This window comes from Calditerricola yamamurae (assembly GCF_054654135.1).
The window spans coordinates 134,425-147,208 of the sequence record NZ_BAAIFH010000005.1; the positions used below are offsets into that span (position 1 = coordinate 134,425).

Here is a 12,784-nt window from a genome sequence, read left to right on the forward strand (position 1 = left end):
GGATTTATTGTGAAGAGTTTGTTAACCCGGCTCTAAGTCAATAACTGTGGATGGGAGGTCAACCAAGCCAAGGGTATAAAAGCGAGGAGCATCTTTCGCACATAGATCTCACGGTTACGGAAGCCGTAGCTGATTCGTTTGAGCAGCTTGATCTTGGTGTGCACGCCCTCCGTGTAGCCGTTTGAAACACGCCAGGTGTGGTAGGCCAGAATCGCCTCGCGCCAGCGGCGGAGCGTGCGTCCCCACTGCAGGAGCGCGGCATCGCTTGCCGACTGGGTCTCAAAGATCACGCGGTCCAGGATGGCTGCGGCTTCGTCTCGATTGGAAGCACGGTAAACGTCTCGCAGCTGCTCCTTGACCCAGTGAAAGTGGGCCACGTTCTTGTGATGCTTCCGAATGGCGGCAAGCTGGGCAGCTTGGCGTTCGGTGAGGTCGTCCTCGTTCTTCAAAAGCGGCCAGCGCCTCAGGCGTACCCCGGTCACCTGCTGTTCCACAAGCCGTGCTTCGTCAACCCGCCGATTCGCGTCCTGGATGACGTGGAACGGATCCGCCACGATGACAGCGCCGGGCAAAGCGCGCTTCACGGCATGGCGCCAAGCATCCTTCAGGTCGATGCACACGGCCCGAATCCGCCGACGAACCGTCTCCGGCAGCTGGCGCAAAAAGCGCTCCAGTGTTTTCATGCGGTCATCCGGCAAGATGGCCAAAAGGCACCGTTTTGGCCACACGCATGTGACCGTAACCATCATGTCACGGCCACGATAGCTGTGTTCATCAATGCTAAGCACGAAGGCATCGACATCCCGGAGGGCTTCCTCGAGATTTACCTGCTGACCTACGTACCGAAGGAGCAGACGGCGCAAGGTGCTGGCACTTGTCCCGCTTTCCTGGGCGGCACGACGGAAACTGCCCGCTTTCAGGCGCTGGAGCAAAAGGGCTTCGGCCCGTTCGGTCCTGCGTGCCCAGGGGCGAATACCAGGAAAGCGTTCGGTGAACACTTTTCGACAGGCCGTGCACTGGAAGCGCCGGGGACGTACCCAGAGGTAAACCGGTTTCTCGTTGCACCAGGTGTGCAGCTTCCGTTTCCATTCACGTGCACGATCGTAGACGCGGCGTGTCAGCTGTCCACAATCCGGACACCGCGCTTCCTTACGCGGCCGACCTGCGTAGACGTGGATGCTGTCGGATTGATGGACGGTACGGTAAACAATCCACGATTGTAAGCCGAACATTTCTGCGGTAAGCTTGTTCATAGGCGGTCGCGAGCCTCCTTCGGGATGTGGTGTGCTTAACTATCCCTTGGCTTGTCGACCGCCTTTTCCTCTTAGAACCCACACTTTTTAGCGTAGAGCCTGTTAACCCTTGACGAATACGTGAACCTGTGTTATTGTTATCGTTGCAGGTTTTGTAGGGGGTGAGCACAATGGGCGACGGAGTGAAGGTGGTCGCCACGAACAAGAAAGCGTGGCACGACTACCACATCGAAGACACCTACGAAGCCGGCATTGTGCTCACGGGAACGGAGATCAAGTCCGTCCGCGCGGGCCGGGTCAACCTGAAGGACAGCTTCGCCCGTGTGGAGGACGGGGAAGTGTTTCTCTACAACATGCACATCAGCCCTTACAGCCAGGGCAACCGCTTCAATCACGACCCCACCCGCACGCGCAAGCTGCTCCTTCACCGGTACGAGATCAACAAGCTCACCGGCAAGGTGAAGGAGCGCGGGTACGCGCTGGTGCCGCTCCGCATGTACCTGAAAAACGGGTATGCCAAGCTGGAGCTGGCGCTGGCGAAGGGGAAAAAGCTCCATGACAAGCGGGAAGCAATGGCCAAACGCGATGCTCAGCGCGAAATTGAGCGCGCGTTCCGCGAGCGGCAAAAGTACTGACGGGTGCCATACAGCTTGGACGCATTACAGGAACATGGGGGCGTGCTGGATTCGACGGGGGTTGTTCGTGCACAAGCTGCGAGCCGAGGGGCTGCGTCCTCGTAAAAACGCAGGGCTAAATGTAACTGGCAACCGTCAAGTTGCTCTCGCTGCCTAATCTAGCGCAGCGGCTCCGCCACGCCATCGCCCACGTGGCGTGACCGGGGCTCACCCGAGTGGGCTGGCCAAGGGGCTTGTCACCGGCCCCGCGGCGAGATCGACAGGTGACTAGCCCGCGGGAACGCCTGTCGCCGGGCAGTCCCAAGGGCGAAACCCCAATACGGCGACTACGCTCGTAGACGCTTGTGTGGCGATGCCTTCGGACGTGGGTTCGACTCCCACCGCCTCCACCAAATGAAGAATTATGCTGGCGTAGCTCAGCTGGTAGAGCGGCGCACTCGTAATGCGTAGGTCGGGGGTTCGAGTCCCTCCGCCAGCACCAGAACAGCGAGTCCAGGGGAAGCGAATCGCTTCCTCTTTTCTTTTTTCTTGTTTTCGGTGAGGGGAATCTGAACCCCCTCGAAACGGGTTCACGCGGGGTGTGTAGGCATTGCTGTTTCGTTGTGGTATGTTGATCTCAAATGAGTAAAAAAGGAGGATGGACATAGGTGCGCATGCGCGTTGCAGCGGTGCAGTATGCGTTGCGCTCGATCCAATCGGTCGACGAGTTTTGTGCCCAGGTAACCCACTACGTGAAAACGGCCCAAGAATTTGGCGCGGACGTCGTGCTCTTTCCTGAATTTTTCACCACCCAGCTCCTGTCCATCGGCGACGACCGCGGCAACGCGCTGCCGATCGAAGCGCTGCCCGACTTTACCGAGGTGTATCGCCGGCTGTTTGGCCGTCTCGCCGGGGAGACGGGAATGCTGCTCATCGGCGGGACACATGTGGTGCGGCGCGGCGATCGCCTGTACAACGTGGCGCACCTGTTTTTTCCCGATGGCCGGGTGGCCAAGCAGGCCAAGCTGCACCTGACGCCGACGGAGGTGCGCGAGTGGAACCTGGTGCCGGGCGATGCGCTCCACGTGTTCGAAACAGAAAAGGGAGCGATCGCCGTGCTCATCTGCTATGACGTGGAGTTCCCGGAGCTGGCGCGCATGGCGCGGGCGCGGGGGGCGAACGTGATCTTTTGCCCTTCGTGCACCGACAACGAACCCGGCTTTTGGCGCGTCCGCTACACTTGCCACGCGCGGGCGGTGGAGAACCAGGTGTACGTGGTGAACGCCGGCACGGTGGGGTCCCTGCCCACGGTGGACTTCATGCGCGCCAACTATGGGCAGGCGGCGGTGATCGCGCCGAACGACATTCCCTTTCCGCCGCGGGGGGTCGTGGCCGAGGGCGTAACGGGTGCCGACATGGTGGTGGTGGCCGACCTGGATCTGGACCTCCTTGAGGAGGTGCGGGTGCGGGGGGCGGTGACCACGTGGCGCGACCGGCGTACCGACTTGTACCCCGATTGGGCATGACGGGGCGCCGCTCAGACGCGTGTTGACGGGTTGGGGGAGGTGGCCTTGGTGTATCGCAAGGAACTGTATGTGTTTGACCGGAACCGTCCGGTGAAAGCGGTGATTCGGCACTACACGGAGCGTGATTTTGCCGAGCTGATTCGCATCCAGCAGGAGTGTTTCCCGCCGCCGTTCCCCTCGGAGCTGTGGTGGAACGAGGAGCAGCTGGCCAGCCATGTGACGCGCTTTCCCGAGGGCGCCCTGTGTGTGGAGGTGGACGGGGAACTGGCTGGATCGATGACGACGCTCATCGTCCGCTTTGACCCGGCTCATCCCCACCACACGTGGGCGGACATCACCGACAACGGGTACATCCGCAACCACGACCCGGACGGCAACACGCTGTACGTGGTGGACATCAGCGTGCGGCCGCGCTACCGGGGGCTGGGCCTGGGCAAGTGGCTGATGCAGTCGATGTACGAGCTCGTGGTACACAAGGGGCTCGACCGCCTGCTGGGCGGGGGGCGCATGCCCAGATATCACCGCGTGGCCGACCGGATGACGGCTGAGCAGTACCTGGACGCTGTGGTGCGCGGCGAGCTTACCGATCCGGTCATCACGTTTCTGCTGCGGTGCGGGCGCACGCCCCTCGCCGTGGTCCCGGACTACCTGGAGGACGAGGAGTCGCGCAACTATGCCGCGCTGATGGAATGGCGGAATCCGTTCAAGGCGACGGAACGCGTGGGCGCATGACCGCCATGGGGAATCGTCTGTTCCAATTTAATGAAGCGGGAGGAGGCGCGCGAGGATGAAGGCGTTGGTGTGGGAAGGCGTGGGATTGGAGGGACTTGCGCTGCGGGAGGTATCCACCCCGGAGGTGCCGCCCGGATGGGTGCGCATCCGGGTGACCGCGGCGGCCCTGAACCATCGCGATTTGTACTTTGTGGAAGGTCGCATGCCCGTGGAACCCGGTACCGTTCTCGGTTCCGATGGCGCGGGCGTTGTGGACGCGGTGGGCGACGGGGTGACGAACGTGCGCGTGGGCGACGCGGTGCTCGTCAACCCCAGCCTTGGCTGGCCGAAGCGCAGCGATGCCCCACCCAAGGGCTTTCGCATCCTCGGCGTGCCCGACAACGGCACCTTTGCCGAGTACGTGGTGGTGCCGGCGGAGAACGCGGTGCCCAAGCCGGCGTATCTGACGTGGGAAGAGGCCGGGGCACTCCCCTTGTCGGCGCTGACGGCGTACCGGGCGCTGTTTACGCGGGCTCACCTTCAGCCGGGGGAGACGGTGGTCATCCCGGGCATCGGCGGTGCGGTGGCGTTGTTCGCGTTGCAGATGGCCAAGGCGGCCGGAGCGCGGGTGTTCGTCACTTCCCGCCGCGCCGAAAAGCGGGAACGGGCGCTGGCCCTCGGCGTCGACGCCGCCTTCGACACGGAGGGTGATTGGCCGGAAGCGGTGAAGGAGGCCACCGGCGGTCGCGGCGCCGACGTGGTGGTGGAGACGGTGGGCGGCGTCACCTTCGACAAGTCGCTGGCCTCGCTGCGCCCAGGCGGCCGACTGGTGACCTTCGCCGCCGGCTACGGCAGCCACGCCACGCTGGATCTGCGCCGCTTCTTTTACGGCCAGTATTCGCTGCTCGGCACGACGATGGGCAGTGGCGAGGAGTTTGCCGAGATGGTGGCCTTTGTTGAAAGGCACGGCATCCGTCCGGTGATCGACAGCGTATACCCGCTGGAGCGGGCGCGCGAGGCGTTTGACAAGCTCCTGGCGTCGCGGCAGTTCGGGAAGCTGGTGCTGCGGATCGGGGAATGAGCAAAGAATCGGTAGGCGTTTCAAGGGGCGTACGGCGGCGGGGTTGCATCGTTGGCGCCGCTGCCGTTTGCTCCGTTTTTTGTCTGAATTGTGCAGCTATACCTGAAGAACTGTTGGCGTCCGAATTGTTTGGCTACGAAAGGGGTACGGTTCCCTGCGTAGCGGCACAAAGGAAGGCCCGGGCGCAGGGCGGCAACTTTTGAACGAGATTGGGGATTTCCCTGTGTTACAGGCCAAGATGCTGTGCGCGCTTGCTTGATTCAGCAGCAATGTGTTATGTTACAATTATCTTTAATCTTTCTTTTATCTTTCTCTTCAGTATTGAACAAATAGGAGGAGAGGGCTATGATCGACGGCGAACGATTGTGGAGCCGCTTGATGGAGTTGGGCACCATTGGGCAACAGGCCTCCGGTGGTCTCACGCGGTTTTCGTATACCGATGAAGAGCGAAAGGCCAAGGAACAAGTAGCCCAATACCTGCGAGACGCAGGGTTGGATGTATGGGAGGACTCGGTCGGCAACCTGTACGGACGTAGGGAAGGGCAGGACCCGAACGCGCCTGCCATCTTGATTGGTTCCCACCTCGACACGGTACCAAACGGGGGGCGATTTGACGGCGCCCTCGGTGTCCTGGCGGGTGTGGAGGTGTTGCAAACCTTGCAGGAACACGGCGTAGAAACCGATTGCCCCGTTGAAGTCGTGGCGTTTGTGGATGAGGAAGGGGCGAGATTTCGGTTTGGGATGATCGGCAGCCGAGCGGTGATCGGCGAACTGACAACGGACGATTTGGCCCGTTGCGATGCTCAGGGGGTTTCTCTTGCCCAAGCGATGCGCGAGGCAGGATATGCTCCCGAACGGATCGGCGATGCGCGGCGCCGGCCGGAGACGTTGCGGGCCTATTTGGAATTGCACATTGAACAGGGTGGGGTGCTCGAGCGACATGGTGTTCCTGTTGGCGTGGTCAGCGGTATTGCCGGCCCGCTGTGGCTGAGCGTGGTCATCGAGGGATGGGCAGGCCACGCCGGGACGACTCCGATGGCTGAACGGAGAGATGCCCTCGTGGCGGCTGCGGAGTTTGTGCTTGCCATAGAAGAAGAAGCGCGCCGATTTCCGTCGGCCGTTGCCACGGTGGGAACCGTTCGTGTACATCCCGGCGGTGTGAATGTCATTCCCGGCCGGGTTGAGCTGACAGTGGATCTGCGTGACGCGAATGAAACGGTACGCAATGAGCTCGAACAGCGCATCCGGAAACGCGGAGAAGCCATTGCTCGGTACCGGGGCGTGACCATTACGGTGCACGAACTGCAGCGAATTGCCCCGGTTCCGTGTGACGCGAACGTTCGCGCAGCGGTGGAGGTAGCCTGTCACCGGGTTGGGGTACCTTATGTCACGCTACCCAGCGGTGCCGGCCATGATGCCATGCTGATGGCCCGTGTGTGTCCCATGGGGATGATTTTCGTTCGGTCCAAAGGGGGGATCAGCCACCATCCGGATGAATGGACCGACAAAGCCGATTGCGAATGGGGGGCCCGCGTGTTATATGAAACCGTCCTCCAGTTGGCAACGAACCGTGTGTAGACAAGCGGTTTCGTTCTGAAGGAGGTAGGCCCATGGCACAATCGACGTTGCCGACTTCCCATCAGACCCTTTCATCGCGATCGTTGTTTGCGCGTGTGTTGGACAAGGTTGAGCAGTACGGGAACCGCCTACCGGATCCGGTTACCCTTTTTGTGCTGATTGCTTTGTCCATTGTGGTCGCCTCGCACTTTGCAGCCTTGGCCGGGGTTTCAGCCGTAAACCCCGCAACCCAGGAAACGGTGCACGCCGTAAGCTTGCTGACGCGGGAAGGCCTGGTGCGCATCCTTACGGAAATGGTGCAGAATTTTGCGCAATTCCCGCCCCTGGGATTGGTCTTGGTGGCCATGTTGGGGGTGGGGTTGGCCGAAGAGTCAGGGCTGATTCCCGCTCTGATAAAGCGCCTGGTGTTGGCAGCACCACGCCGTCTGGTGATTCCAGCCATTCTCTTTGCGGGGATCATGGGCAATGCTGCTGGAGACGCCGCGTTTATCGTGTTGCCGCCGATTGCGGCCATGATCACCGCCTCACTGGGGTACAACCCGCTGGTGGGCCTGGTCGTGGCCTACGCCTCGGTGGCAGGCGGGTTTTGTGCCAACTTGCTCGTCAACATGTTGGATGCGTTGGTGGCGGGCTTTACGGAGAAGGGGGCCCAGCTCATCGAACCAAACTACATGGCCAATCCGGCCATGAATTACTACTTCCTGATTGCCTCGACCGTTGTTTTGTTGGGGGTTGGCTACTGGGTAACGCAGCGTTTTACCATTCCTCGGCTAGGAATGCGGGAGCCGGCGGTTGACCAGGTGGAGCCGCTTTCGGATCGTGAACGGCGGGGATTACGCTGGGCCGGCGTCGCGGCACTGGGGTATTTGCTGCTTTTGCTGTGGGGCACCGTACCGGAAAACGCCGTGCTCCGCAATCCGGAAACCGGCTCGCTATTAACCGATGCACCCTTGATGAAGGGCATTGTGCCCATCGCCATGTTGCTCTTTTTCCTCCCTGCGCTGTTTTACGGCATTGGAGCGGGGACAATTCGCTCAGACCGGGATGTGGCGCGGATGCTCGGGAAGGCAATGTCCACGATGGGGCCGTACATCGTTCTGGCCTTTGTGGCCGCGCAGATGATCGCCTATTTCCAATGGAGCAACCTGGGTCCCATCTTGGCCATTAAAGGGGCGGCGCTTCTGGAATCGATTGGTTTTACCGGATTGCCTCTTCTGCTCAGCTTTGTCGTTCTCTCGGCGCTCATCAATCTGATCTTGGCCAGTTCATCTGCCAAATGGGCCATCCTGGCACCTGTTTTTGTTCCGATGTTTCTCCTGCTGGGTTATGATCCGGCGCTAACGCAAATGGCTTATCGCATTGGCGACTCGATCACCAATCCGATCACACCCATGTTGCCATATTTCGCCATTTTGCTGTCGTTTGCCAAACAGTATGATTCGCGTGTCGGCATGGGCACGCTCATCGCCGCATTGCTGCCCTTTACTCTGTTCTTCGCGTTGGCGTGGATGGCGTTGTTTGCCCTCTGGTACGTTCTCGGTTGGCCGTTGGGTCCCGATGGGCCGCTGTTTCGCTCGTGAGGCACGGTTTACGTTTGCAATTAGGAGGGGAAAGCGGATGTTGAATGCGGTGTTTCACCACCTGGATCGCCTCTTTCCGGACATGGTCGGCTGGCGCCGGCACTTCCATATGCACCCCGAGCTGTCGTTTCAGGAGGTGGAAACGCCCAAACGCATTGCCGAACTGCAGCGCTCGTTTGGGCTCGCCGTGCGGGAGGGCGTCGGCGGGCGCGGGGTGGTGGCGGTGCTGGAAGGCGCGTCGCCCGGCCCCACGGTGGCCTTGCGTGCCGATTTCGACGCCTTGCCCATTCAAGATGAAAAGGAGGTGCCGTACCGTTCCCGGGTTCCCGGTGTGATGCACGCCTGCGGCCACGACGCCCACACGGCTATCCTTCTCGGCGTGGCCAAGGCCTTGTGCGCCGTGCGCGACCGGCTGCCGGGACGGGTGGTGTTCATCCACCAGTTTGCCGAGGAGGTGACCCCGGGCGGGGCCAAGGCGATGATCGAGGACGGGTGCCTGGAGGGCGTGGACGTCATCTATGGTACCCATGTGTGGAGCGGCCTGCCCCTCGGCACGATCGGCTACCGGGAAGGGCCGATGATGGCGGCGGCCGACGCCTTCCGCATTGTGGTCGAGGGGCGCGGCGGTCATGGGGCGGCGCCCCATGAGACGGTGGACGCCATCGCCATTGGGGCCCAATTGGTGAGCATGCTCCAGCAGGTGGTCGCGCGGCGGGTCGACCCGGTACAGCCGGCGGTGGTGACGGTGGGGTCGTTCCACGCCGGATCGGCGTTCAACGTCATCGCCGAGCAGGCGGAACTGGAAGGTACGGCGCGCGCCTTCGACGAGGGGGTGCGCACCCTGCTGGAACGGGAGATCGAGCGGGTGGTGCACGGCGTCTGTTCCGCTGCCGGCGCACGCTACACTTACACGTACACGCGCGGGTATCCGGCACTGGTCAACCATGAACGGGAAACGCGCCTGCTGGTCGACATCCTCTCGCGCATCTATGACGCCAACCGGCTCGTGAGCATGGAGCCGTTGATGGGCGGCGAAGATTTTGCCTACTATCTGCAGGAGGTCCCCGGCACCTTCTTCTTTACCGGGGCGGGCAACCCGCAGGTGGGGGCGGCTTACCCGCACCATCACCCGCGCTTTGACATCGACGAGCGGGCCATGGCCGTGGCGGCCAAGACCTTGGCCGCCCTGACGCTGCGCACGCTGGTTGGGGAGAGCGTCCTGGACGGGGTGCAGCTGACCCTGCCCGAAGCTAGCCAGCCGTCGGTGACCACGGCGTAAGGCGAACGGTCCCGGTGGGACGTGGCCGGATCCGCATGCCGTCCGGCGGAAGGCGCCGGGGCGCGGATACGCGAAACGAAAGAGCCCCGGACGCATCAACGCGTGCGTACCGGGACCCTGCGTGTGGCGGGCCGCTGCCGTTTAGCCGTCCTTGCGGGGACGGCCGTCGTTTGTCCCGTCGTGGGGCGCCGGTCCGGTCGGGTCGCCCCGCGCCCGTTCCGGCTCATCGTTGCCGGGGCCGACCGGCATGGGTTCCTCGCCCTTCTTTGGCCAGCGGCCGGCGCGCCGCGCGGCCTCGCGAAGCAGGTACTCGATGTGCCCGTTGACGGAGCGGAACTCGTCGGCGGCCCATCGCGCCAGGACATCGTAAAGCTGGGGATCGAGGCGGAGGAGGAACGATTTTTTCGGCGCCATGGCCGGTCTTCCCCGACACCTTCAGTAGATGGTGCCGGTGTGGATCACCGGCTGGGCCGGTCGCTCCGCCACGATGGCCACCATGAGGTTGTTGACCATGGTGGCCTTTTTCTCTTCGTCCAGGGCGATGATCCCTTCCTGCTCCAGCTTGTCGAGGGCCATCTGCACCATGCCCACGGCGCCCTCGACGATCTTTTCCCGCGCGGCGACGATGGCTTTTGCCTGCTGCCGCTGCAGCATGGCACCGGCGATCTCGGCGGCGTAAGCAAGGTGGGTCAACCGCGCCTCCAGCACCTCTACGCCGGCCACGGCCAACCGCTGTTGCAGATCGGCCTTCAGCTCGGCGGCCACCTCCTCGGTGTGGCTGCGCAGCGAAATCCCTTCCTGGTCGAACAGGTCGTAGGGATACCGGCTGGCGATGTTGCGGATGGCGGCCTCGCTCTGGATTTCGACGAACCGTTCGTATTCGTCCACGTCAAACAAGGCTTTGGCCGAGTCGACCACGCGGAAGGCGATGACGGCGGCGATCTCGATGGGGTTGCCCTCCACGTCGTTGACCTTCAGCTTGGCGCTCGTAAAGTTGCGAATGCGCAGTGAGACGCGCTTGCGGCTGGTGAGCGGGTAGGTGAGGTGGAGCCCGTTTTCGCGGAGGGTCCCGAGGTAGCGACCGAAGAACACGACGGCTTTGGCCTCGTTGGGCTGCACCATGACGATGCCGCTGGCCAGCAGCAGGCCGAGCACCAGCAGCGCGATGCCTGCCACATTCCCCGCGCTGAAGAGGAGCCAGGCGCCGAGGCCGAGCAGCGCGAGGATGACGGCGATTCCCACAAAACCGTTGATGGCGGATAAGGGTTTTTCCCGCATCCCATTGCCTCCTCTCAACTGGTGTCAAACGATTTCAACAACATGATATCATTGTGATAGCAAGCGTGGCAAGAAGAAAACCGATGGGAACCCCCATCGGTTCAGGAGACAGCAAAACCCGGAAAAGAGTTTCTTGTTGCGGCGCGCGGGTTAGGTGCGCGGGTAAATCGCCCCGCCCCGGGCACGAAATTCCGCTGCCTTTTCCTTCAGACCCTCGGCGATCGCCGCCTGTTCGTCGAGGCCCTTTTCCCGGGCGTAGGCGCGCAGGTCATGGGTGATGCGCATGCTGCAGAATTTCGGTCCGCACATCGAGCAGAAGTGGGCCGTTTTTGCCCCTTCGGCGGGCAGCGTCTCGTCGTGGAATTCCTGGGCCCGGATGGGGTCGAGGGAGAGGTTGAACTGGTCGCGCCAGCGGAACTCGAAGCGCGCCTTCGACAGGGCGTCGTCGCGCTGCTGGGCCCGCGGGTGGCCCTTGGCCACGTCGGCGGCGTGGGCGGCGATCTTATAGGCGATGACGCCTTCCTTCACGTCCTCCTTGTTCGGCAGGCCGAGGTGCTCCTTCGGTGTGACATAGCACAGCATGGCCGTGCCGTACCAGCCGATCATTGCCGCGCCGATGGCGGAGGTGATGTGGTCGTAGCCGGGGGCGATGTCGGTGACGATGGGTCCCAGGGTGTAGAAGGGGGCCTCGTGGCAAATCTTCATCTGCAAGTCGACGTTCTCCTTGATCTTGTGCATCGGCACGTGGCCCGGTCCTTCGATCATCACCTGTACGTCGTGTTCCCAGGCGATCTTCGTCAGCTCGCCGAGGGTCTTGAGCTCGGCGAACTGAGCCTCGTCGTTGGCGTCGGCGATGGAGCCGGGGCGCAGGCCGTCCCCAAGGGAGATGGCCACATCGTATGCGCGGCAGATTTCGCAAATTTCCTCAAAGTGCGTGTACAGGAAGTTTTCCTCGTGATGGGCCAGGCACCAGGCGGCGATGATCGATCCGCCGCGGGAGACGATGCCCGTGACGCGATGGGCCGTGAGCGGGATGTAGGCCAGGCGCACGCCGGCGTGAATGGTAAAGTAGTCGACGCCCTGCTCGGCTTGTTCGATGAGCGTGTCGCGGTAGATTTCCCACGTCAGCTCCTCCGGCTTGCCCCCCACCTTCTCCAGGGCCTCGTAGATGGGCACGGTGCCGATGGGGACGGGGGAATTGCGCAGGATCCATTCCCGCGTTTCATAGATGTGCTTGCCCGTCGACAGGTCCATCACCGTGTCGGCGCCCCACAGGATGGCCCAGGTCATCTTTTCGACCTCTTCTTCAATGGACGAGGCGACGGCGGAGTTGCCGATGTTGGCGTTGATCTTGACGTGGAAGTTCCGCCCGATGATCATCGGTTCCGTTTCCGGGTGGTTGATGTTCGCCGGAATGATCGCCCGGCCGCGGGCCACTTCCTGGCGCACGAATTCCGGATCCATCCCCTCGCGCAGGGCGACGAACTCCATTTCCGGCGTGACGATGCCGCGCTTGGCGTAGGCCATCTGCGTTACCGCGCATCCGGCCTTGGCGCGGAAGACGCGTCGCCCCTTGTGGCCAACGATCTCCTCCACGTCGCCGCGCTCGAGGATCCACGGCCGGCGCAGCTTGGGTAGGCCCTTTTCCAGGTCGACGGTGTAATGGGGGTCGGTGTAGGGGCCGCTCGTGTCGTAGACGCGCAGGGGCGGGTTTGTCTCCTCACCGCGAAGCCCTTTTGTGGGGCTGAGCGTGATTTCGCGCATCGGCACGCGGATGTCGGGGCGCGAGCCTTGCACGTACACCTTCCGGCTGTTGGGGAAGTAGTTCGTGTAGGAGCCGATGGAGAGGTTCAGCTTGCGAGCGGACATGGCGCCTCCTCCTCT

The 12,784-nt window shown here is 62.4% G+C and carries 12 protein-coding genes, 1 tRNA gene and 1 other RNA gene; 10 read left to right on the forward strand and 4 right to left on the reverse strand.

The features are described 5' to 3' along the window. Positions 1 to 32 precede the first annotated feature (32 nt). Positions 33 to 1,253, reverse strand: a complete 1,221-nt coding sequence (locus ACYQ0Z_RS05800) for an ISL3 family transposase (protein WP_459864201.1) — start codon at positions 1,251 to 1,253, stop codon at positions 33 to 35. Positions 1,254 to 1,423: 170 nt separating this feature from the next. On the opposite strand from ACYQ0Z_RS05800, the gene smpB reads away from it, so the two are divergent. From smpB to ACYQ0Z_RS05850, 10 genes are all read left to right on the forward strand, one after another. Next, on the forward strand, positions 1,424 to 1,888 hold the full coding sequence (smpB, locus tag ACYQ0Z_RS05805; protein WP_459865420.1) for an SsrA-binding protein SmpB: 465 nt from the start codon (positions 1,424 to 1,426) through the stop codon (positions 1,886 to 1,888). A gap of 36 nt (positions 1,889 to 1,924) precedes the next feature. Then, positions 1,925 to 2,280: a transfer-messenger RNA gene (ssrA, locus tag ACYQ0Z_RS05810) on the forward strand. A gap of 13 nt (positions 2,281 to 2,293) precedes the next feature. Beyond that, a tRNA-Thr gene (locus tag ACYQ0Z_RS05815) sits at positions 2,294 to 2,369 on the forward strand. Positions 2,370 to 2,535: 166 nt separating this feature from the next. After that, on the forward strand, positions 2,536 to 3,393 hold the full coding sequence (locus ACYQ0Z_RS05820) for a carbon-nitrogen hydrolase family protein (RefSeq protein ID WP_459865422.1): 858 nt from the start codon (positions 2,536 to 2,538) through the stop codon (positions 3,391 to 3,393). Between the two features lie 48 nt (positions 3,394 to 3,441). Next, positions 3,442 to 4,125, forward strand: a complete 684-nt coding sequence (locus ACYQ0Z_RS05825) for a GNAT family N-acetyltransferase (protein ID WP_459865424.1) — start codon at positions 3,442 to 3,444, stop codon at positions 4,123 to 4,125. Positions 4,126 to 4,180: 55 nt separating this feature from the next. Next, complete coding sequence (locus tag ACYQ0Z_RS05830) at positions 4,181 to 5,185, forward strand: zinc-binding dehydrogenase (RefSeq protein ID WP_459865426.1); 1,005 nt, start codon at positions 4,181 to 4,183, stop codon at positions 5,183 to 5,185. Next, the gene (locus ACYQ0Z_RS05835; protein ID WP_459865428.1) at positions 5,182 to 5,388 is read left to right on the forward strand and encodes a sigma 54-interacting transcriptional regulator; all 207 of its coding nucleotides are present in this window, start codon (positions 5,182 to 5,184) and stop codon (positions 5,386 to 5,388) included. Before ACYQ0Z_RS05830 ends, ACYQ0Z_RS05835 begins: the two co-directional genes overlap by 4 nt. A 142-nt stretch (positions 5,389 to 5,530) precedes the next feature. Next, positions 5,531 to 6,763: a Zn-dependent hydrolase gene (locus ACYQ0Z_RS05840; RefSeq protein WP_459865430.1), complete on the forward strand. Its 1,233-nt coding sequence runs from the start codon at positions 5,531 to 5,533 to the stop codon at positions 6,761 to 6,763. Positions 6,764 to 6,795: 32 nt separating this feature from the next. Next, positions 6,796 to 8,343: an AbgT family transporter gene (locus ACYQ0Z_RS05845; RefSeq protein ID WP_459865432.1), complete on the forward strand. Its 1,548-nt coding sequence runs from the start codon at positions 6,796 to 6,798 to the stop codon at positions 8,341 to 8,343. A 37-nt stretch (positions 8,344 to 8,380) separates the two neighbouring features. Continuing rightward, the gene (locus ACYQ0Z_RS05850; protein ID WP_459865434.1) at positions 8,381 to 9,622 is read left to right on the forward strand and encodes a M20 family metallopeptidase; all 1,242 of its coding nucleotides are present in this window, start codon (positions 8,381 to 8,383) and stop codon (positions 9,620 to 9,622) included. A gap of 141 nt (positions 9,623 to 9,763) precedes the next feature. On the opposite strand, the gene ACYQ0Z_RS05855 is transcribed toward ACYQ0Z_RS05850, so the two are convergent. The 3 genes from ACYQ0Z_RS05855 to thiC form a co-directional block, all read right to left on the reverse strand. After that, positions 9,764 to 10,036, reverse strand: coding sequence for a type II toxin-antitoxin system antitoxin (locus tag ACYQ0Z_RS05855; protein ID WP_459865436.1), 273 nt, complete (start codon positions 10,034 to 10,036; stop codon positions 9,764 to 9,766). 21 nt (positions 10,037 to 10,057) lie between these two features. Further along, the gene (locus ACYQ0Z_RS05860) at positions 10,058 to 10,900 is read right to left on the reverse strand and encodes an SPFH domain-containing protein (protein ID WP_459865438.1); all 843 of its coding nucleotides are present in this window, start codon (positions 10,898 to 10,900) and stop codon (positions 10,058 to 10,060) included. Between the two features lie 150 nt (positions 10,901 to 11,050). After that, positions 11,051 to 12,769, reverse strand: a complete 1,719-nt coding sequence (gene thiC / locus ACYQ0Z_RS05865; RefSeq protein ID WP_459865440.1) for a phosphomethylpyrimidine synthase ThiC — start codon at positions 12,767 to 12,769, stop codon at positions 11,051 to 11,053. Positions 12,770 to 12,784 lie beyond the last annotated feature (15 nt).